Origin of the sequence: Propionibacterium freudenreichii subsp. freudenreichii (assembly GCF_000940845.1) — a bacterium.
Taxonomy (GTDB): Bacteria; Actinomycetota; Actinomycetes; order Propionibacteriales; family Propionibacteriaceae; genus Propionibacterium; species Propionibacterium freudenreichii.
Genome location: NZ_CP010341.1, coordinates 2,196,817 through 2,219,107, shown reverse-complemented (window position 1 = coordinate 2,219,107; position 22,291 = coordinate 2,196,817). Strand labels below are relative to the sequence as shown.

Genomic DNA, 22,291 nt, shown 5'->3' with positions numbered 1-22,291 from the left:
TGAGCAATGGCTGATGACCTGACCCGGCCCGGCGCCGACTACGGCTTCTTCTTCGACCAAACCCTGTGCACCGGCTGCAAGGCCTGCCAGGTTGCCTGCAAGGACAAGCACGACCTGCCCGTGGGCGTCACCTGGCGGCGCGTCGTGGAGTACTCGGGCGGCAGCTGGCAGACCAACGAGGCCGACCACACGGTGACGCCCAATGTGTTCACCTACTACACGTCGATCTCCTGCAACCACTGCGAGGACCCGCTGTGCGTGCAGGTGTGCCCCACCACGGCGATGACCCAGCGCGACGACGGCACGGTGTTCGTCGACCAGTCGAAGTGCGTCGGCTGCCGTTACTGCGAGTGGGCCTGCGCCTACGGTGCCCCGCAGTTCAACGCCGAGGCGGGCCACATGACCAAGTGCGACCTGTGTTACGACTACCGCCAATCGGGTCAGGACCCGGCGTGCGTGGCGGCCTGCCCGTCGCGCGCCCTGGAGTGGGGTCCGATCGACGCGCTGCGGGCCGCCCACGGCGACGAGGCCGGCATCGCGCCGTTGCCCGATCCCGCCATCACCCATCCGCGTCTGGTGATCAAGCCCCATCGTGACGCGCAGAAGTGGGACCAGGCCGATGGGCACATCGCGAATCCCAAGGAGATCTGATGGACGTCCATCACCTGCCACTGGTGCTCTTCACGGTCATCGGACAGATGTGCGTGGGCACCTTCCTGTGCCTGGGCGTGATGCAGCTGGTGGTGTCGGCCCGCCATGGTCGCGCCGTGGCGCAACGCATCATCGAACCGGTGGTCTATGCGATCGGTCCGGTGATGGTGCTCGGGCTGGTGGCGTCGATGTTCCACATGCACGACATCACCCACACGCTCAATGTGATCCGGCACTGGCGCACGTCGTGGCTGTCGCGCGAGATCATCTTCGGAATCGGCTTCGCCGGACTGGGCTTCGCCTACGCCTTGCTGGAGTGGTTCGAGGTGGCCGGCTTCCGGCTGCGCCAGGTGGTTGCGGCGCTGACGGCGCTGTTCGGCATCGCCCTGGTGTGGTCGATGGCCCAGATCTACTACTCGGTGCCGACGATCCCCGCCTGGCACAACTGGGCCGTCCCCTTCCAGTTCTTCGGCACCACGGCGGTGCTGGGGCCGCTGGCCGTGGGCTGTGCGCTCATGGCCACGGCGGCGCTCAGGGCGCGGCACGCGGCCCATGACGTGGCGACGCCCGCAGCGAACCCGGCCCACGGTGGGCCCACGGCCCGCATCCGGGGACGTATCCGCGCCATCAACGCACCTGCCACCGCCGGCGAATGGGCGATCAGCACCTCGGTGGTGCGCTGGCTGGCACTGGTGGCCGCCGTCGCCGCAGCAGCCGTGCTCATCTCGTACACGCTGTACGTGTCCGGGCTGACCGGCGGCAACGCCCAGGCCCAGCTTGCTGCGGGCGTGTTCAGCGGCCCACTGTTTGCGGTGCGGCTCACCCTGCTCGGCCTGGCCGCCATCGTGCTGGGGCTGTTCGTCTTCCGCGTCGCAGATCGCGCGCCCGTCGACCGGTCGTGGGGCCTGGCGGCCCTCATGGCCACCTGCCTGGCCGGCGCCTTCGTCGCCGAGGTCATCGGCCGCTTCTTCCACTATGCGGCGATGTACCGGGTGGGCATCTAGCGCTGCGCCGGGCCCTCCAACAGGGCGGCGAGCAGGCGCGTCGCCGCGTCCTTGTCGAGGTGCTGGTTGCCGTTGCCACACTTGGGCGACACGATGCACGCCGGGCAGCCGGCGAGGCACGAGCAGGTCTGCAGCCGCTGCAGCGTCGCCGCCAACCAGGCCTCGGCACACTCGTAGCCGGCCCGGGCGAAACCCGAGCCGCCGGCCTGGCCGTCGTGCACGATGATCGTGCACAGCTCGGTGTCGGGGTGCACCATCATCGACACCCCGCCGATGTCCCAGCGGTCGCACGGCGCGAAGCCGGGCAGCAACCCGATGGCCGTGTGCTCCATCGCGTGGGCCGCATTCGCCAGCTTGATCGCCGACAGCCCCACCTCGGCGGCCACGTCCTCGGGCACCGTCCACCACACCGCCTTGGTGCCCATCCGCTGCACCGGAAGCTCCAGCGGATTCTCGTCCCACACCTGGGTGGTCACCTCGTCGCGCCGCAGGTAGCCGGTCACCTGGGTGGTCAGGTCGATGTCGCCGGTGCACACGGTGGTGCGGCCGAGCGGCTTGTGGGCGTCCTCGTGCAGGATGCGCGCCTCGATGATCGTGCGCGGCTGGGTGAAATAGCCCGGCCGGCGCCGGTTCACCAACGCTTCGCGGCGCTCGGGATGATAGGCGTCCACCAGGAACTGCTCGCCCTGGTGCAGGTAGACCGCCCCCGGGTAGACGCTGTGGTCGGCGGCGGCCATGTCCACCTGGCCGATCACGCGCCCGGAATCCTCCTCGATGATGTCCAGCGGTTTGCCGCCGGTGCCGCGCAGGTCAATCGCGTCCACCGCCCGCTCGGGACGCGGCCAGTACCAGCCGGTGGCCCGCCGACGCAGCAGCCCGGCCGCACACAACTGCTCGCACAATCCCGCCATCGTCGGGCCGAACCAGCGCGCATCGGCCGGCGTCAGCGGGGCCTCCTGGGCTGCCGCGGCCAGCTGGGGCCCCAGCACATGCGGATTGTCGGGGAACAACACGGTGCGCTCGATCGGCGCCGAGAAGATCAACTCGGGATGGGCGAATAGATAGGCGTCCAGCGGGTCCTCGCGCTGCACCACCACCACGAGCGCATCGCGGTCGGCGCGCCCGGCCCGTCCGGCCTGTTGCCACAACGACGCCAGGGTGCCGGGGAAGCCACAGATGACCACCGCGTCCATGCCGGCCACGTCGACGCCGAGTTCCAGCGCATTGGTGGCCGACACCCCGAACAGCCGGCCCGACTGCAGTCCGGCCTCGATCTGGCGCCGGTCCATCGCCAGGTATCCCGACCGGTAGGACGCAATCGCCCGCCCGCTGCGCGACTTCTCCTTGGCGCGCACCGCCATCAGCTCGCACTGCGCGCGGCTGGCCACGAAGGCGATCGTCTGGCGTCCCTGGTCGACCAGTCCGGCCAGGATCTTCGCTGCGTCGTCGTAGGCGCTCGACTCGGGACGCCACAGCACCACGTCGCGCGCCGGATGCGGCGAGGCGTCGTCGTTGACCTCCGCGATCGGCTCCGGCTCCCCGATCAGCGCCGCACCGGACTCCCCGGCATGGCTGGCCGTGGCCGACGCGAGAATGAACACCGGATCGGAGCCGTAGGCATGGCACAGCCGTCGCAGCCGACGGATCACCCCACCCACCTGGGCCCCGAAGACGCCGCGGTAGCGGTGGGCCTCGTCGATCACCACATAGCGCAGGCCCGACAGCAGCCGCGCCCAGCGGGCATGCCCGGGCAGCAGGGCATGGTGCACCATGTCGGGATTGGTCAGCACCAGGTCGGCCTGTTCCCGGGCAAAGCGACGCTCGGCCGCGTCGGAGTCGCCGTCCAGGCAGCCCGCCTGCCAGCCCTTCGGGCCGAAGGTGCGGGCCGCGCGCATCTGGTCGTGCGCCAGCGCCTTGGTCGGCGCCAGGTACAGGGCCGTGGCGCCCTGCTTGAGGCCCAGCGCCGAGCGTGCCCGCGAGACCGTGGTGGCCCGTTCCCGCGATCCCACCATCGCCTCACCGGACAGGCCAGCACCGGCCAGGCCTCCACCGGACAGTCCCGGATCGAGGCGATCCGCCGACAGCCCGTGGTCGGCCACCAGTGCAGCGGCCAGCCCACGGTTGGTCGACGGACCCCGCCGATCGCCCTGCGCCGCATCGGCCCACTCGAACCCCTCCGCGGCGGCACCCGGTGCGGTCGCCGCCATGAGCGGCAGCAGATAGGCCAGCGTCTTGCCCGACGCGGTGGGCGTGCTCAGCGCCACGTGGCGTCCGGCGTGGGCCAACTCGGCCGCCTCACGCTGGTGGCGCCAGGGCAGCGGCACCCCGGCCGCGCGGATCGTGGCGACGCAGTCCGCCGACAGCCACTCGGGCCACTCGGCAGTGGTTCCGGGCAGGGCGTCGCGATGGTCCACGTGCAACACGCACGGGTCGCCCGCCAGCCACTGCGGAATCGCCACGTTCGTCCTCCCCGGTGGCCGCGGCCACGCATTGTCCAGCACCACTCTTGTGCAGCAGCGCTCTGGTCCAGCGCCGTTCTCCCGCGACGCAGCCCGGGCGGGCACGGCGCCCGCCAGCACGGCTCCCCTCAATTGTGCCGCGCCCCACTGACACTTCTGGTGGCATGCCCGGGAGGCACGCCACCCGGGGCGTCCACGTGGGGTAGTGGGCGTACCCCCGGGCACGCCGTGAGCCGTAGGCTGGGCGCCATGACGATGCGCCAACACGCAGTGAGCGACGATTTCCTGCGTCCCGACAGCATCAACGCCTTCACTGACGCCCTGCGCGGGGCGAAGTACAACGTGGACGCGGTGCTGGAACGTCTGGGCGAGGCCGGCCAGGAGGGCCTGACGCGCAATCAGACGATGCCCGCGCTCGACCGGCTGGGCGACGCCACCGACGCCCAGGCCGACCTGATCCGGCTCTTCCCGCTGCAACAGATCGTGCCGCGCTCGCGACTGGCGGCCTTCCTCGACGTGCCGGCGCTCATCGAGGCCGGCGTGCTGGGTGCGATCGGACGCGAGGGCATCCACGCCGACATCGACGTGCGTCCCTATGGGTTCACCGACGCCGCCGGCGAATGGAGCGGCTGGGTGGCGGCCGACCCGATCCCCGGGATGGACTCGATGGTCACCCGCACCCGTCCCAACTACGTGCTCGGCGTCAGCCCGGCGTCCACCTCGCTGGCCCAGCTCACGGTGCCCGACCGGGTGGGCTCGGCGCTCGACCTCGGCGCCGGTTGCGGGGTGCAGAGCCTGCACCTGGCCCGCCACGCCGACACGGTGACCCTCACCGACATCAATCCCCGCGCCCTGGACATGGCCCGCCTCACGCTGGCCCTCAACGGGCTCGACCTCGACGTGCGCGCGGGCAGCTTCTACGAGCCGGTGGCCCACGACAGCTTCGACCTGATCGTCACCAATCCGCCCTATGTGATGAGCCCGCCCACCGACGCCGCCGACCGCCTCGTCTACCGCGAGGGCGGCTTCGCCGGCGATGGCCTGGTGCGGCACGTGGTGCGCGAGGGCGCGAGCCACCTGGCCGACGGCGGCCTGCTGCAGGTGCTGGCCAACTGGGCCGACACGCGCGAGGCGAGCTGGGAGGACCGGCTGGCCGAATGGGTGCGTGGCACCGGATGCGACCTGTGGGTGGTGGAGCGCGAGCACCTCGACGTCTATTCCTATATAGAGATGTGGCTCACCGACGCCGGCCTGTCGGGCGATCCGATCTGGCTCGACCGCTACGCCGAATGGCTCAACTACTTCGACGCCCAGGGCATCACGGGCGTCGGCCTGGGCTGGATCATGGTGCGCAAGTCGGGCTCCGCCGAACCCAGCGTGCACATGGAGAGCTGGCCCTACACGATCGCCCAGCCCGTCGGCGCCGCCCTGTCAGCCGGCTGGACCGCACGCGACGTGGCCGGGCTGGACGACGACGAACTGCTCGCACGCACCTTCACCGTGGACCCCTCCGTGGTGCAGGAGGCCACCGGGCGTCCCGGGGCGGCCGATCCCAGCCATGTGGTGCTGCGCCAGACCGCCGGGCTGTGCCGGGCGCTGGCCGTGGACGCCGCGGTGGGTGGAGTGATCGGCGCCTGCGACGGCGAGCTTCCCCTCGGCGTGCTGATCGGGGCGGTGGCCGGGTTGCTCGACCAGCCGGTCGACGAACTCGAGGCCGCCATCCTGCCCCGCCTGCGGGAGGCGATCGAGCAGGGCTTCATCGCCTGACGGCCCCCGGGACGGAGGGCCATGGGGCGCCCTCCCACCGTCGGCCCCACACCGCCCTGCACACAGCGGGTACCGATGAGACACCCCCGGTGTCCCTTGTTCGGGCGTGCACTGTAGATATAGGGCACTGTTGTGCAGTAACGAACCCGACAGCGCCTCCCCGCACCGCACAGGCGCTGTGGGGAACGGGGGAGCAGGTGCCGGGAGCAGGTGCCCGTCAACCCCGGCCGGGGTCAGGCGCTAGCATCTTGGGCGTCCGGCCCGTTGCCAGGTCCGCCAACCCCAGATCCGGCAGCACCCGCTTGTCAGCAACACCGCAACGACCAGGCCCCACGAGACCCAAGACCTCGTGCCCGCAGCCTCATGGGGCACGCACCACACGCACGAACCAAACCTGAAGGAACACCGTGGCAACTACTCCGCGCAGACTCGTCATCGTCGAGTCGCCCACCAAGGCGACGAAGATCGCCGGCTACCTGGGCCCCGGCTATGTCGTGGAGTCGAGCCGTGGCCATGTGCGCGACCTGCCGACCAGCGCCGCCGAGGTGCCCGCCAAGTACAAGGGCCAGAGCTGGGCGCGCACCGGCGTCAACGTGGACGACGACTTCGCACCCATCTACGTGGTGAGCGCCGACAAGAAGTCCACGATCAAGCAGCTCAAGGCCGAGCTGAAGAACGCCGACGAGCTCTACCTGGCCACTGACGGTGACCGCGAGGGCGAGGCCATCGCGTGGCACCTGCTGCAGGAGCTGAAGCCGAAGATCCCGGTGAAGCGCATGGTCTTCCACGAGATCACCCCGGCCGCCATCCAGGAGGCCGTCAAGCATCCGCGCACCCTCGACGAGGACCTCGTGGAGGCACAGGAGACCCGCCGCATCCTCGACCGCCTCTACGGCTACGAGGTGAGTCCGGTGCTGTGGAAGAAGGTCATGCCCCGCCTGTCGGCCGGACGCGTGCAGTCGGTTGCCACCCGCCTGATCGTCGACCGTGAGCGTGACCGGATGGCCTTCCGGGCCGCGTCCTACTGGGACATCGAGGCGATCCTCGACGCCGGCGCCTCCGCCACGCCCCGCCAGTTCCCCGCCCGCCTGGTGAGCCTGGACGGCCAGCGCATCGCGCAGGGTTCCAGCTTCGACTCGCTGGGCCACGCCAAGTCCGACGTCGCCGTGCTCGACAAGCCGGCCACCGATGCCCTGTCGTCGGCCCTTGCCACCGCGCCGTTCGTGGTGACCGCCGTCGAGGCCAAGCCGTACACGCGTCGCCCCGCGGCGCCCTTCCGCACCACCACGCTGCAGCAGGAGGCCGGTCGCAAGCTCGGCTTCACCACCGATCGCACCATGCGCGTGGCCCAGGAGCTGTACGAGGACGGCTACATCACCTATATGCGTACCGACTCGGTGACGCTGTCGGGCCAGGCGATCACCGCCGCACGGGACGCGATCACCCAGCTCTACGGCGCCGACTACGTGCCCGAGCGTCCCCGCATCTACAACTCGAAGGTGAAGAACGCCCAGGAGGCCCACGAGGCGATTCGTCCCTCCGGTGAGCACTTCCGCACGCCGGCCCAGACGGGCCTGCGCGGCGACCAGTTCAAGCTCTACGAGCTGGTCTGGCAGCGCACCGTCGCGTCGCAGATGGCCGACGCCACCGGTCAGCAGATGACCGTGCGCATCGAGGCCACGCCCACCCAGCGGGTCGCATTGGAGGGCGTGACGCCCCAGCCAGTGCGCACCGCACAGTTCACCGCCTCGGGCCGCACGATCACCTTCCAGGGCTTCCTGAAGGCCTATGTGGAGTCGAGCGACAAGCCCGAACAGGCCCAGGCGAGGCTGCCGCAGCTGGCCGCCGAGCAGAAGCTCGATGCCGCCGCGATCAATCCCGAGGGCCACGAGACGAAGCCGCCGGCGCGCTTCACCGAGCCGAGCCTGGTGGCCAAGCTCGAGGAGCTCGACATCGGTCGTCCGTCGACCTATGCGTCGATCATCCGCACCATCACCAGCCGCGACTATGTGTTCAAGCGCGGCTCGGCGCTGGTGCCCACTTGGCTGGCGTTCGCCGTCACCCGGCTGCTCGAGGAGCATTTCTCCGAGCTGGTCGACTATGACTTCACCGCGGCGCTGGAGGACCACCTCGACGAGATCGCCAAGGGCGACGCCGACCGGCTGGCGGTGTTGCAGTCGTTCTACTTCGGCAACAACAATGCCGACGCCCACGAGGGCCTCCACGAGCTCACGAACTCGCTGGGCGACATCGACGCCCGGGCGCTGTCCACCTTCCACCTGGGCGACCTCGACTCCGGCATCGACGTGCGCGTGGGCCGCTACGGCACCTATGTGCAGGACGAGGAGGAGCACCGCGCCAATGTGCCCGAGGACATGGCTCCCGACGAGCTGACCGTCGAGGCGGCCCGCGAGCTGCTGGCGCACACCGGCGGCGATGAGCGTGAGCTCGGGCTCGACCCCACCACGCACCTGGCGATCGTGGTGAAGGCGGGGCGTTTCGGCCCCTATGTCACCGAGGTGCTGCCCGACGACGACGATGCGCCCGCAGCGAAGAAGTCGAAGGTCAAGCCGCGCACGGCCAGCCTGTTCCGCACGATGGATCCGGCCACGGTGACCCTTGACGACGCGCTGAAGCTGTTGTCGCTGCCGCGCGTGGTCGGTGGTGAGGGCGAGGAGCAGGTGACCGCCCAGAACGGACGCTATGGCCCCTACCTGAAGAAGGGTTCCGACACGCGCTCACTGCCCAGTGAGGAGTCGATCTTCACCACGACGATGGAGCAGGCGGCCGAATTGTTCGCCCAACCGAAGAGGCGTGGGCGGCAGGCGGCGGCCCCCTTGCGTGAGCTGGGCGAGGACCCGAATTCGGGCAAGCCGGTGGTGGTGAAGGACGGCCGTTTCGGCCCCTATGTCACCGATGGTGAGTACAACGCGACCCTGCGCAAGGCTGATTCGGTGGAGGCGATCACGCTCGACCGCGCCGCAGAGTTGTTGGCCGAGAAGCGGGCCAAGGGTCCGGCGCCGAAGAAGCGCACCACCCGCAAGGCGACGGCGAAGAAGGCTCCGGCCAAGAAGACGGCAGCTGCCAAGAAGCCGGCAGCGAAGAAGCCAGCGGCCAAGAAGGCTACGTCCTCGGCGTCCACCGCCAAGCCGGCCGCGAAGAAGCCGGCGGCGAAGAAGTCAGCCACCACGTCGACGAACTGACCTGCGCCGGCGCACCCGGCGTCGCGGGCGACAAGGAGCGAGCATGTCGAAGAAGCGGGCCACCTGGTACTTCCAGCTGCCCTGGCATGTGGAATCGCCGTTGCTCACCGACATCGGCCTGGCGCTCGACCGGGTGGTGCCCCGCGACCCGGAGCACCTGCCGCCCGCCACGGTGACCCTCATGGACACCGCCGACGAGCGCCTGCAGCGCGCCGGGGTGAAGGTGGCCCAGCAGAGCTATGGTGACCACGGCGAGTGGTTCGTCTGGGGTCCGGACTGGACGCCGTGGCTGCCGGCCGAACGCGACGACCCGGTGGGCGTGGAGGCCGAGCTGCCCGACGAGGTGGCCGACCTGACCCGCCCCTTCCGTGGACGCAATGCCCTGCGTCCCGTGGTGGTCGCCACCCGGATGCGGGTGCGCTACGCGGTGATCGACGACCACGGCACAGTGGTGGCCACGCTGACCTCAGACCGGATCGTGGTGCGTCGCCGGGGCGTGGCCGCCGGCCGCTTCCGCCAGGTGGCGATCGACGTCGCCGGGCTGGACCCGCAGCGTCGCGCCTTCATCATCGAGCGTTTCGAGGCCATCGGCGCGCAGCGTGTCGACGCGCTGCCCCATCTGTTCGAGCAGGCGGTGGCGGCAAGCCGCGACGATGCCCTGCCCGGTGAGCGCCCGGCCGGCGGCAGCCTCGATGCCTTCGTCGGATGGGTGCTGGCCCGACGGGCGCGCGAGGTGATCACCAACGACCTGGCACTGCGCAGCGGCGAGGTGGGCGACGCCACCGCGCTGGTGGTCGCACTGGCCGGCCTGCGCGACGAGCTCGAGGCCCTGTCGGGCCTGCTGCAACCGGCCTGGCGTGACGAGCAATTGCGCCGGCTGGACGCCCTGGGCCCCGATCCCGATGGCCATGTGCTCGCCCATGACGACTACCTGGACCTCTTGGACGCCCTGGAGGCGGCCACCCGCACGCCGCCGTTGACGGTGGACGGCGCCACCGCCGCCCGTGCCGTGCTGGGGGAGCGGCTGGGCGGTGACCGGCTGCGCCTGATCGGGCATATCGACGCGCTGATCCGCGGCGACCTGGTGGGAGGTGACCTGATGGGCCGTGACCAGGCGCGCGGTGGCGGCTCGCAGTCGATCACCCGCAAGGAATGGATGCGTGCCCTCACGGTCGGTGAGCAGGCGCTCCAGCTCACCGAGGTGGCCGGGGTCCTGTTCGGGCGGCGCAAGCACATGGTGCGGTTGCTCGGCAAGGTGGTGGCGGCGCTCAGTGCCGCCCGCCCGCCGGAGGGCCTCCTGTCCGACGACGAGATCGCCGAGCTGAGTCCCGCCCAGGCCTATGCGGCCGGCCGGGCCGTGGAGCGCGGGCTGCAGGTGACCGGCGCGGAGCGTCGCTACCTGGTGGACCACTGGCCCACCTGGCGGGCCAAGCTGCTCGCGCTGACCTTCTCGTCCAACAAGCCGTCCGCGTCGGGGGACCACCGATGAGCACACGGCGCTATCCGGGATGGTTCGTCGTCTTCGAGGGCGGCGACGGCGTCGGCAAGTCGACGCAGGTCGAGCTGCTGGCCGACGCGCTGGCCGACGCGGGGGTGTCGCACCTGGTCACCCGTGAGCCGGGCGGTACGCCCCTTGGCGACAACATTCGTGAGCTGTTGCTCGACCCGGCGAGCGGCGACGTCGCCCCGCGGGCCGAGGCGCTGCTCTATGCCGCTGACAAGGCCCAACACCTCCATGAGGTGGTGGTGCCGGCGCTGGCCGCGGGCAAGGTGGTGGTCTGTGACCGCTATCTCGACTCGATGCTGGCCTATCAGGGGGCGGGCCGGGTGCTGGAGCTGCGCGAGGTGGCCGACATCGCCGACTGGGCCACCCGGGGCCTGCGCCCCGACCTCACCGTGCTGCTCGACCTCGATCCCGACGAGGCGGTGGGCATGAAGGAGCACAAGGACCGCCTGGAACAGGCCGGCGTGGAGTTCCATCGTCGCGTGCGCCAGGGCTTCCTCGACCTGGCCAACGCCGATCCCGAGCGCTACCTGGTGCTGCCCGGGCGGCAGGGACGCGAATGGGCGGCCGGCCGGGTGCGCGAGCGACTGCGGGGCCTGGGTGTGCAGCTGATCGGCTGAGTTGCGCCCGGGTGGGCCGGGCCCGTGGGGTGGATCGTCGCCCCGGATTGCGGACGCCGCCGCCTGCGGGTGCCGATTCCTGTCAGGGCAGGTGGCACTATCGAGGGGAACCCCGAGTTCGGCAGTCCAGCTCAGCAGGTCGGGGCTAGTAGGGCGGGGCTAGTAGGGCGGGGTGGGCGCAGGTCGGGGCAATGACCGGTCAATGATCAGCAGTACAGGGATCCAACAGTTCAGGGGGCGCAATGGCAGGCCAGGAGATCTCCGACGCCGAGGCGCGCGTCCGGGCCGCTGCGGCCGTGGCGCGCGGCCAGATGCTGCCCTTCGACCCGGCCCATCCGCTGGTCGGGGTGTGGTCCGACCTGGTGGGCCAGCAGCAGGCGGTGCGCGTGCTGCGTCGCGCCGTGATCGGCGCCGAGGCCGCCGAGGCCGCCCGGGTCCGTTCCGCGTCGGGTGACGCGGCAGCCGTGGACGGCGCGGCACCGGGGCACGCCATGACCCATGCCTGGCTGGTCACCGGCCCTCCCGGCTCGGGTCGCTCGAATGCCGCGCGGGCCTTCGCGGCGGCGCTGCAGTGCCGCTTCGGGGGTTGCGGCGAGTGCAACGACTGCCGTACTGCCTTGTCAGGGGCCCATCCCGATGTCACCCTGGTGCGCACCGAGATGCTGTCGATCGGCGTCGATGAGGTGCGTGACCTGGTGCGCAAGGCGTCCATGAGCCCCACGATGGGTCGCCACCAGGTGATCGTCGTGGAGGACGCCGACCGCATCACCGACCGGGGCGCCGATGCCCTGCTGAAGAGCCTCGAGGAGCCACCCGCCAGGACCGTGTGGGTGTTGTGCGCGCCCACTCCCGACGATGTGATCGTCACGATCCGCTCGCGCACCCGCCAGGTGGCGCTGCGGACGCCGCCGAACTCCGATGTGGTGCGGCTGTTGGTGGAACGCGACCACATTGACCGAGCCATGGCCGAATATGCGGCCAAGGCGGCCCAGGGCCATATCGGCCGGGCCCGGGCGCTGGCGCGTGACGAGAAGGTGCGCAATGCGCGCCATGCCGTGCTGCTGGTGCCCTCGCGGCTGACCAGCGTGGGGGCCTGCCTGACGGTGGCCGACGACCTGGTGAAGGCCGCCGATGCGGAGGCGGATCGCATCACCGGCAGGCTCGACGAGGCCGACCGGGCGCGGCTGTCCGAGGCACTCGGCTTCGGCACGAAGGGTGCGCGTCCCCGCCATGCGGCTGCGGCGCTGCGCGACCTGGAGGACCAGCAGAAGGCCCGCGCCAAGCGGGTGCGTCGTGACGCGCTGGACCGCAGCCTCACCGAGCTGACCACCTGGTACCGCGATGTGCTGGCCGTGCAGACCGGTGCCGTGGACCCCTCGGGCCTGCATTCGGCCAGTGGCGTGGTCGAGGGGGCGCTCGATGAGCCGCCGACCCACACGGTGGGGCTGATCAACGCCGAGATGCGCGCCGATGTGGCACGTGCCGCCGTTGCCACCACGCCGGAGCAGACGCTGCACAGCATTGACGCGATCCTCGAGTGCCGCCAGGCGTTGGAGACCAATGTGAACCCGTTGCTCGCCATGGAGGCCCTGTTGTTGCAACTGGGCACCGCGACGCAATCCTGACGCGGGCTGCGGCTGTGGGGGCACGGATCGTGTCCGGGGGCGTGTCACCGGCGGCCGGGGCGGCCTCGGGCGGGAAAGATGGGCTGTGAAGCAGTCTGACCATTTTGTCTGACAGCTCGGACTGCACCAGCACGAGAGGATCAACCTGTGACGACGAGGGACAAGAAAGACAACCTCTACGACAGCGTGAGCGAACCCACCGACGCCGCACAGCCGGCGCCCGAGCCGGCTGCTGGCCAGGGCGGTGCCGCTCCCGTGCCGGACGCCACGGGAACCTCCACGCCCGCAGGTCAGCCCGCGACGGACGCGCAGCCGGTTGCGCCCGCAGCGCCGTCGGCAGCTGATGCGACGGCTCCCCTGACCCAGCCGGGTGCCCAGCCCGGCCCCAGGCCCGCGTCCACCGACGCGGCCGGACAGCCCGATGCCGCAGCGCAGGCCGCGCAGGCCGCGCAGGCCGCCCCGGCGGCCACCGACCACCAGGCGCCCGGCTTCCATCCCGGCTTCGGTGCGGTCCCCGCGCCCTCGCCGACCCAGGCCGCCGAGGCCACGGGCATCGGTCAGACGAAGGCGGTTCCCTTCGTGTCGAACCAGGCGCCCGCTGCCCAGAGCCCCGCAGGCCAGACTCCGGCGGGCCAGAACCCCGCGAGCCAGAACCCGGCGGGCCCGGCCCAGCCGACGCCCGCCCAGCCCGCAACGCCGGTCCCGGGCGCAGGAACGCCCGCACCCGCCGCGCCGCAGGCCCCCGGTTCCGGTGCCACCGGAACCCAGCCCGTGTCGGCAGATGGTGCCGCGCAGCCGCCGGCACGCCAGTTCCCCACGTCGATGGCCGGCACCGTGCCGGCACCGCCGGCCCCCGTCGGCGGTCGTGGCGTCCCCGATTTCAGCGCACCCGATGCGGGTCCCCGCCCCGGCTTCATGACGGCGGCCGAGCTCGCCGCACGCGACGGTGCCCCGGGTTCCGCCGCTGCGACCGGTCAGGGTGCCGCGTCCGGTGAGGCCGCCGTGCCCGCCGGATCGGCGACCTCGTCGTTCCTGCGCACCACCTCTGACAGCTCCACCGAGCGCAGCCAGCAGGTGACCAACGAGGCATCCAGCGCTGCCGCGAGCGTGTCGTCGATGCCGAACATGCCCGTGGTCGCCGCGTCCACGGTGTTCGGCGCCGACCTGAGCCACAACAGCAGCGCGCGCGACATGGCCGACACCGCAACCCAGAAGCCCGTGATCGACACCGCCGCGGCCGACCGTGAGCGCAAGGCCCGCGAGGAGGCCGCCCGGGTCAAGCAGGAGGAGGCCGCCCGGGTCAAGCAGGAGGAGGCCGCCCAGCGTGCCCGCGAACGGGCGGCACGCGAGCGTCGTCTCGGCACGGTGGCCCAACAGCCCCAGGAGCCGTTGGTGATCGAGAAGCCGCAGGGTCCCAGCACCGACAAGTTCGCGCCGGCGCTCGGCCTGTTCCTGATGCGCCTGGTCACTGCCGTGATCATCGGCGTCTACGGCTACCAGATGCTCACCGAGCGCCAGCCCGTCGTCGATGCCCTGGTGAGCATCGGCATCCCCCGCGCTGGCATGGTCACCTGGGGGCTGTCGGTGTTGCTACTGGTGATGGCGGTGATGTTCGTCTTCGGCTTCGGCGCCAGGGTGGCCGGGGCGCTCACCACGGTGTTGGCGGGCCTGACGATCGCCTTCTACCGCTGGGGCGATTTCAACCCCTTCGTGGCGGGCACGGCCGGCTTCTCCGGTGACATCGAACTGCTGCTCGCCGGCATCGGACTCGTGTTCCTGCTGGTGGGAGCCGGCGGCTGGTCGCTGGACGGCGGCATCCGCCGCTCGCGCGTGCGCCGCAAGCAGGAAGCCGAATTCTGAGTTCCTGACCGGCGTTGCCCCGCAACGTCATCGTGACCCGGCCCGGTGCTCCCCGATGGGGACGCCGGGCCCCGTCATGTCCGGAGCCGGGGGTGAATTCGGCCGGGCGCCCGGGATAGTGTTCGGGCCATGGCGAGCGTCCTGGCGGTGGAGTTCCAGCCGCACGGCCAGCTGCACTACCTGGCGGCCGGCGGCCACGAGCACGCCATCGGCGATCAGGTGCTGTACCCCACCGAGGACGGCCGCGAGGTGGCCCGGGTGGTCTGGCGTGGCGACGTCGACCTGCCCGACGCGGTGCCGGTGTGTGCCGGGGCGGCGACCCCCGCCGACCTGGCGCGCGACGAGGCCAACCGGCAGGTGCGGGCCGATGCCGCCGAGGTGGCGCGCCTGCTGATCGAACGCCACGGGTTGGCCATGAAGCTGCTGGCCGTCGACTTCCTTGACCAGTCGTCCGACTACGACCGCTTGACGGTGTTCTACTACCAATCGCCCGAGCGGGTGGACTTCCGGGCGCTGTTGGGCGACCTGGTGCGTGCGCTGCGCAGCCGCATTGACCTGCGTCAGGTGGGGGCACGCGATGCTGCGCGGCTCACCGGGGGAGTGGGGCCCTGCGGGCGTCCGCTGTGTTGCTCGTCGATGTTGACGCTCGACCCGGTGTCGCTGCGCCTGGCACGCGAGCAGGGCATGCTGGTCAGTGCCGTGCAGCGCTGCGGGGTGTGCGGCCATGCGATGTGTTGCCTGCGCTACGAACAGCAGGCCTACGAGGACTTCCATGCCCGGGCGCCGAAGGTGGGCACCACGGTGATGACGCCGGCCGGTGAGGGCACGGTGATCGGCCATCAAGTGCCCAATGATGCCCTGCTGGTGCGCACGCGCGACGGCGAACAGTCCAGCTGTCCGCTGGCGCAGGCCAGCGCCTGCCAGTGCGCTGCGGCGACGCCCCGCAAGAAGAAGAAACCGCGTACCAAGCGGCGCCGTGCCGACGCGGCGGTGCCCAATGTGCCCGGCGCTGCCGGGGCGGCTCCGCTGGTCGACGGGACGGGTGCGGGTAAGACGTCCGGCACGGGCGGACCCACCGGATCGGCAGATGCGTCCGGGACGGGTGGTCCGGCCGGGAGTGACGACGGTGCCGGCCCCTCGCGTCCGACCGCTGCCAGCGACGCCGGAACGGCGCAATAGTCGCTTCGCCGACGCAGGATTCGCCCGAATTCCGCGATGGTCGGTATAGTGAACGCGCTGCGCAAGCGGCAGGCCGTCTTAGCTCAGTCGGTAGAGCGACGCTCTCGTAAAGCGTAGGTCACGAGTTCGACTCTCGTAGACGGCTCCGAAGAAACCCCCGGTCGGGATCCCGACCGGGGGTTTCGCCATGCCGGGGCGCTGCCCGCCGGGACCGGTCGCGGCGAGCCGCCGCCACGGTGAACGACGACAGGGCCCCGGGCGGTCGTCACCGGTCGGGGCCCCTCCATCGTCACCAGCTCGGCTCAGCTCAGCCCAGCGGACGCTCCTCGTACGTCCCCGGTGCCGTGGGCTGGTGCGATGCGCCCGGCGTCGCGTCCTCGAGCGCGTCGTCCGGGTGGTCCTGGGCCGGAGCGGGGGAGCGCCGTGCCCCACCGGGATCTCCCCGGGCCCCGTCCGGCTCGTCCGCGCCGGCCCGACGCCCGTCCCCGATCTCGCTGAGCCGTCCGTGGGCGATGCGCAGCCGACGCTGCGCGCTGGCCGCCACCCGCGAGTCGTGGGTGACCATGATCACCGTCAGACCCATTGCGTGCCAGCTGGAATGCAGCAGCGCCAGGATCTCGTCGCGCATGGGGCCATCCAGGTTTCCGGTGGGCTCGTCGGCCAGCAACACCCGGGGACGCTTCACCAGCGCCCGGGCAATCGCAACCCGCTGTTGCTGGCCCCCGGACAACTCGCTGGGCAGGTGGTCGGCCCGATCGCCCATCGCCACCTGGTCGAGCGCCGCCCGCGAACGTTCCAGGCGTTCCTCGGCGCCCACGCCCAGCGGCACCAGGGCCGTCTGCACGTTCTCCAGCGCCGACAGGGTGGCGATCAGGTTGAAGTTCTGGAAGACGATGCCGACGCGTTCGGCGCGCACCTCCTGCAGCCGTCGCTCGCCGGCGTCGGACAACTCCACGTCGTCGAGTGTCACCGTGCCGCTGGTGGGCACGTCGAGCGCGCCCAACATCTGCAGCATCGTCGACTTGCCACCGCCGGTGGGCCCCTCGATGGCCACCATCTGGCCGTCGGGGATGGTGATCGTCACGCGGTCGAGCGCGGTCACCGGATGCTTGCCGGCATAGGTCTTGGTCACATCAGTCAGGGTGTACATCACTCCACGCTCCTCAGGGCTTCGGCCGGACGCATTCCGCCTGCACGCCAGCCTCCGATCACGCCGGCCAGCAGGCCGCCGACGAGCGCCGCCGCCAGGCCGATCGCGATCATCTGGATACTCACCGGGCTGTGCAACACCACGTTCACGGCATTGGACGCCCGCTCGGCCATGCCACCGCCCCCGCCTGCGGGTGCGCCACCGGCCTGTCCGCCGGCCATGCTCGGCATCCCGGAGGGCTGCCCGCCGGGTGCGCCGCGGCCACCTCCCATCGAGAAGCCGCCGGTCGAGCCCGACAGGGTGATGCCCATGGCGTTGATCACCAGGGTGGCGACCAGGCCGAGCACGATGCCTGCCGCGCCCCCGATGCCTGCCCGCAGCAACGACTCGGTGGCCACCTGGCCCACGATGCGTCGCCGCGACCAACCCAGCGCCTTCAGGGTGCCGAAGTCACGCGTGCGCTGGTTCACCCCGCTCACCGTGAACAGCACGGCCAGGCCGAAGGCCACCACCACCACGCCGATCGACAGCCAGGTGCCCAGCGAGCTGATCAGCTTCGACGCCGAGCCGAGCGAACCGCTCACCGACTGGGCCAGCGCCTCCTGGGTCGACACGGTGGCCGACGGCAGCGCCTTGGTGAGCGCTGAGGCGACCGTGGACACCTGGTTCGAGTCGGAGGCCTGCACCAGGATCTCGCTGATCTTGTCGGTGTTGTCCGACAGCGCCTGCGCCGTCTTCAGCGGCAGGTACACCTCCGAGATGCTGCTCGACGAGCTCGACGTGACGATGCCGACCACGCTCACGTCCTTGTTGGCCACCGAGATGGTGCCGCCGACCGCCACATTGTGCTGGCTCGCATAGTCGCTCGACACCAGGGCGACGTCGTTGCCGTCGTCGCTGGTGGCCAGCGCGCGTCCACTGCTGACGCTCAATGTCGACAGGGGCCCGAGCGTCGCGCCGGGTTCAACGCCGGTGATGGTGGTCTGGTTGAGGTTCATCCGGCCACCACCCATCGCGCCGCGGCTGGTTCCCGAGCTGGCCGACGCCGAGGGCGAGGCACTGGCCGATGACGAGCTGCCCGATGAACTGGATGATGCGCTGCCCGACGAGCCGATCTGGCCGTCGAAGGTGGTCTGCTCGAGGTTCAGCACGGCGGTGGCGCCGGCCACGCCCTGCACGCCCTGCACGGTGGCCAGCTGCGAGGCGTCGAAGGCCTCGGTGCCCCGCGTGGTGCGCACGGTGGTCGACGACACCGAGGTGTTGCCGTTGGCGTCCTGCGCGCCGGGGGCCATGTCGAAGCCCTGCCCGGGCTGTTGGGTCGATTTCTGGGTCACCGTGATGTCGGTGCCCACTCCGTACACGGAGGACAGCACCTCGGACTGCGCCCGGCTCACACCCGACGACACGGAATGGACCACCATCAGTAGTGCCACCGCAATGGCAAGGCCCAGTGCGACGATGATCGTCTGGCGTCGCCGCCTGCCTAGTTCGCGGCGCGCAAAGGTCATGAGCATGCGCGTGTTTCCTTTCTTCTGGGGGACGCCAAGCAGCCTCGTCCCACCAGCTGTTGCACGGCTGCAAGGTCGCTGTGATCCGTGTATGGCATGCGTTGTCACGGCGTGATTGCACGCCGGCGGATTACTCCCACAGGTGACAACTTTGTGACAGTTGCCACTATTTTTCGGATTCCCCCTGCGGGGGTTGGGGTGACATGTAATGTGCGCCGGGTCGGGGGCAGACAGGCCTGGCCCCGAATCCATCCGGGAAGGTTGATCCCATGAGTGAAACCAACGCCGTCGTGTCGGATCGCCACCATGGCGATCAGGACAATGACGATCAACACCTGCACCGAGCCCTGGGTAACCGGCACGTCCAGCTGATCGCCATTGGCGGCGCCATCGGCACTGGCCTGTTCATGGGTTCCGGCAAGACCATCCACACCGCGGGGCCCAGCATCATGCTGGTGTACCTGATCATCGGCGTCATGCTCTATTTCGTGATGCGGGCGATGGGCGAGCTGCTCCTGTCGAACCTGAATTACAAGAGCTTCCAGGACTTTGCCGCCGACCTGCTGGGTCCCTGGGCGGGGTTCTTCGCCGGCTGGACATATTGGCTGTGCTGGGTGGTCACCGGCATGGCGGATGTGATCGCCTTCACCAGTTATTGGGATTTCTGGTTGAAGAACGAGACCTGGTCGATCATCCTGTCGGTGGCCACGCTGGCCCTGCTGTTCGTGCTCAACCTGCTCACCGTGCGCCTCTTCGGCGAATTGGAGTTCTGGTTCGCGCTGATCAAGATCGTCGCGATCCTGGGGCTCATCGTGTTGGCCGTGGTGTTGGTGGTCATCGGCTTCACCGCCCCCGACGGCGTCAAGGCCTCGCTGGCCAACCTGTGGAATGACGGTGGCGTCTTCCCCAAGGGCATGAACGGCTTCCTGGCCGGCTTCCAGATCGCCGTCTTCGCCTATGTGGGCATCGAGCTGGTGGGCACCACCGCCGCCGAGACGAAGAACCCGCTCAAGACGCTGCCGAAGGCCATCAACGCGGTGCCGGTGCGGGTGCTCATGTTCTACGTCGTGGCGCTGGCCGCCATCATGTGCGTCACGCCCTGGAGCCAGGTGAACCCGGCGGTGTCGCCGTTCGTCAACCTGTTCGGCCTGGTCGGCTTCGGCGCCGCGGCCACCGTGATGAACTTCGTGGTGCTCACCTCGGCCGCCTCGAGCGCCAACTCGGGCATCTACTCCACCTCACGGATGCTCTACGGCCTGTCGCACAAGGGCATGGCCCCCAACGCCTTCGGCAGGCTCACCCGCCACGGGGTGCCGGCCAGCGGCCTGTTCGTCACCGTCGTGCTGGTCAGCTCCAGCCTGCTGCTCACCATGTCGAACTCGGTGATCGAGGCCTTCACCCTGGTGACCACCGTCTCGTCGGTGCTGTTCATCTTCGTGTGGGGCCTCATCCTGGTGAGCTACCTGCGCTACCGCGCCAAGAGGCCCGATCTGCACGCCTCCACCACCTACGCCATGCCGGGCGGACGCGTGATGTGCTGGGTGGTGCTGGCCTTCTTCGCGTTCGTGATCTGGGTGCTCACCCAGCAGCCCGACACACTGAAGGCCCTTGTGGTGACGCCGATCTGGTTCGTCATCCTGGCGATCGGCTGGTTCGCCGTGCGTGGGCGTGCCCACCTGGACGACACGATCACCCAGGAGTTGCGGGCCGAGAAGGGCTGAGTTCGACACCCGGTTCCATCCTCCGGGCGATAACAGGCGGCGGGTTCGGCACGCAGTGCGTGGCCGGGTCCGCCGCCTGTGTTCGTGTCACCCCGAGCTCGGCGGTAACGCGTCGGCTCTGTAGAGTCAGCAAGGAGGCCATGGAGGCCTGGACGCATCGAGTGGGGGAAGCTTCGTGCTTGATTGCCTGATAGTGGGAGCCGGTTTCGGCGGGCTCACCGTCGCAACGCAGCTGGTCCGGCGCGGCCATGACGTCATGGTGTTGGAGGCCCGCGACCGCATCGGGGGGCGCGTCGACAATGCGCGCTTCTCCAGCGGCGAGCTGGTGGAGCAGGGCGGGCAGTGGGTGTTCCCCAACCACGACCGCATGCTCGAGCTGATCGACGAGGCCGCTGCCGCAACCATGCCGGCCAACCCCGGCAAGCTGCTGGTGGTGCAGCAGGGCGATGTGCGGGCCGTGGAGCAGTCACCCGACGAGCATTCCCACCGCACTCCCTTCGCCGCCGCCGACCTGGGCCAGGGCGTGCTGCGGCTGCGCCGGCTGGCCGAGCGCACCGTCAGTGATCCGGCTTGGGCGGGGGCCAACACCGCCTGGCTCGACCAGCCGATGGAACGCTGGCTCACCGCCAACCTGCGCACCCCCTCGGCGCAGCGCGACCTGCGCGGGGCCCTGCGCGCCGTGGTGCACGGCCCGCTGTCCGACACGACGCTGGGCGATGTGCTCACCCATGTGCGTGCCGGCGTCGACATGGAGAACCTGATCGCCACCAATGGCGACATCGGCCAGGTGCGCCTGGTGGACGGCGTGCTCCAGCTGGCCGAACGGATGGCCGCCCAGCTCGAGGGCAGGGTGCGGTTGTCCACTCCGGTGGTCACCATCGACCAGGAGGACGACGCGGTGGTCGTGGTCACCTCCGAGGGCGAGCAGATCCGGGCCCGCACCGCCGTGCTGTCGGTGCCGCCGTGGCTGGCCAAGGACCTCGTGTGGGCGCCGCAGCTGGACCCCTGGCGCTACGAGACCGTGCAGAAGACCCCGGCCGGGGCGATCATCAAGTGCCACATGCTGTTCGAACGCCCCTGGTGGCGCGACGCCGGCCTGTCGGGCCAGATGGCCGCCGACGACGGTCCGGTGCGCGTCACCTTCGACACCTCCGATCCGGCCAGTGAGCGCGGCATCCTGATGGGCTTCTTCGAGGGGGCCGAGGCGGCCACCCTCACCAAGTTCTCCGCCAGCATGCGCGAGCGGGTCTTCCGTGACGCGCTGGTCACCGTCTTCGGCGAGCAGGCCGCCACGCCGCTGGAATACCTCGACCACGACTGGGGTGCCGATCCGTTCACGAAGGGCTCCCATGGCGCCCATTTCGCGCCCGGACTGTGGAGCGTGACCGGCCAGCAGCTGGGTGCGCGCTTCGGACGCGTCCACTTCGCCGGCGCCGAATACGCCAGCAAGTTCAATGGCTACATGGAGGGTGCGGTGCGTTCCGGCACCGACACCGCCGCCCAGGTGGTCATGCATCTGCACGGGCAGTAGGGCGCTGCTGGCGGGCAGGACCCGTCGGCCCCGGCCGTCCGTGGGGCCCATCGTGGGTCGCTGTGTCGGGCCGCGCCCGGCCCCTGTTCACCGGTTTCCTTGGGGGCACTCCCCGGGCGGACACGGTTGCTGTCCGGGTGGGCATCCCTGGGTGGACGTCCTTAAGTGGACACCTGTGCGGCAATGACGCCGCACGACTGCCCACCCAGTGGTGATTTCCGGGTGCGGTGAGTTCGGGCCGAGTGCGGCCGACGGCGTCCCCCTGTCCACGGGTTCTCTCCTCCAGTTCTCCACCCAGTGGAGGGTTGTGGTGATCAGACGCGTCGAAACCATCCACTCAGTGCCCCGATAGGGCCGTCGGCGCCTGGTCGACGCGGGATGGGGAGGACCTTTACGTCGTCTACCCTGCAGAGGTCCTCCCCATCTTTGGATCGCGCGTCGGCGTGGCCCTGCCGGGTGCCCGTGTCGCCGGCTCGGTCCGTCACCAGCTCCAGCTGGTTCGCCCCTTG

The 22,291-nt window shown here is 70.4% G+C and carries 14 protein-coding genes and 1 tRNA gene; 12 read left to right on the top strand and 3 right to left on the bottom strand.

The features are described 5' to 3' along the window. Positions 1–6: 6 nt before the first annotated feature. Positions 7–651: a DMSO/selenate family reductase complex B subunit gene (locus RM25_RS09690; RefSeq protein ID WP_013161896.1), complete on the top strand. Its 645-nt coding sequence runs from the start codon at positions 7–9 to the stop codon at positions 649–651. Further along, positions 651–1,655 (top strand): dimethyl sulfoxide reductase anchor subunit family protein, encoded by a 1,005-nt coding sequence (locus RM25_RS09685; RefSeq protein ID WP_013161895.1) that lies wholly within the window; start codon positions 651–653, stop codon positions 1,653–1,655. The genes RM25_RS09690 and RM25_RS09685 overlap by 1 nt, the downstream gene beginning before the upstream one ends. Here RM25_RS09685 and RM25_RS09680 read toward each other — a convergent pair. After that, positions 1,652–4,114 carry a DEAD/DEAH box helicase gene (locus tag RM25_RS09680; protein WP_044636392.1) on the bottom strand — a complete coding sequence of 821 codons (2,463 nt, stop codon included), beginning with the start codon at positions 4,112–4,114 and terminating at the stop codon, positions 1,652–1,654. The two genes, RM25_RS09685 and RM25_RS09680, sit on opposite strands and share 4 nt — an antisense overlap. Before the next feature lie 249 nt (positions 4,115–4,363). Between RM25_RS09680 and RM25_RS09670 the strand changes: the two genes are divergently transcribed. From RM25_RS09670 to RM25_RS09635, 8 genes are all read left to right on the top strand, one after another. Beyond that, entirely contained in the window at positions 4,364–5,881 is a 1,518-nt protein-coding gene (locus RM25_RS09670) for a methyltransferase (protein WP_051733963.1), read from the top strand. 407 nt (positions 5,882–6,288) lie between these two features. Then, complete coding sequence (gene topA, locus RM25_RS09665) at positions 6,289–9,084, top strand: type I DNA topoisomerase (protein WP_044636391.1); 2,796 nt, start codon at positions 6,289–6,291, stop codon at positions 9,082–9,084. A 43-nt stretch (positions 9,085–9,127) separates the two neighbouring features. After that, on the top strand, positions 9,128–10,573 hold the full coding sequence (locus tag RM25_RS09660; protein WP_044636390.1) for a hypothetical protein: 1,446 nt from the start codon (positions 9,128–9,130) through the stop codon (positions 10,571–10,573). Beyond that, a complete protein-coding gene (gene tmk / locus RM25_RS09655) occupies positions 10,570–11,208 on the top strand; it encodes a dTMP kinase (RefSeq protein ID WP_013161890.1) in 639 nt (212 codons plus the stop codon). Before RM25_RS09660 ends, tmk begins: the two co-directional genes overlap by 4 nt. 311 nt (positions 11,209–11,519) lie before the next feature. Further along, complete coding sequence (locus tag RM25_RS09650; protein ID WP_036940603.1) at positions 11,520–12,833, top strand: DNA polymerase III subunit delta'; 1,314 nt, start codon at positions 11,520–11,522, stop codon at positions 12,831–12,833. Between the two features lie 147 nt (positions 12,834–12,980). After that, positions 12,981–14,693 carry a DoxX family membrane protein gene (locus tag RM25_RS12010; protein ID WP_052809185.1) on the top strand — a complete coding sequence of 571 codons (1,713 nt, stop codon included), beginning with the start codon at positions 12,981–12,983 and terminating at the stop codon, positions 14,691–14,693. A gap of 129 nt (positions 14,694–14,822) precedes the next feature. Beyond that, a complete protein-coding gene (locus RM25_RS09640; RefSeq protein ID WP_013161887.1) occupies positions 14,823–15,872 on the top strand; it encodes a PSP1 domain-containing protein in 1,050 nt (349 codons plus the stop codon). A gap of 72 nt (positions 15,873–15,944) precedes the next feature. Continuing rightward, positions 15,945–16,017 (top strand) — tRNA-Thr (locus RM25_RS09635). Positions 16,018–16,179: 162 nt separating this feature from the next. Here RM25_RS09635 and RM25_RS09630 read toward each other — a convergent pair. Then, entirely contained in the window at positions 16,180–17,022 is an 843-nt protein-coding gene (locus RM25_RS09630) for an ABC transporter ATP-binding protein (protein ID WP_013161885.1), read from the bottom strand. Next, entirely contained in the window at positions 17,022–18,536 is a 1,515-nt protein-coding gene (locus RM25_RS09625) for an ABC transporter permease (RefSeq protein ID WP_013161884.1), read from the bottom strand. Before RM25_RS09625 ends, RM25_RS09630 begins: the two co-directional genes overlap by 1 nt. Positions 18,537–18,799: 263 nt before the next feature. On the opposite strand from RM25_RS09625, the gene RM25_RS09620 reads away from it, so the two are divergent. Then, positions 18,800–20,251, top strand: coding sequence for an amino acid permease (locus RM25_RS09620; protein ID WP_013161883.1), 1,452 nt, complete (start codon positions 18,800–18,802; stop codon positions 20,249–20,251). A gap of 193 nt (positions 20,252–20,444) precedes the next feature. Next, complete coding sequence (locus tag RM25_RS09615) at positions 20,445–21,782, top strand: flavin monoamine oxidase family protein (protein ID WP_052809184.1); 1,338 nt, start codon at positions 20,445–20,447, stop codon at positions 21,780–21,782. The last annotated feature ends 509 nt before the right edge of the window (positions 21,783–22,291 follow it).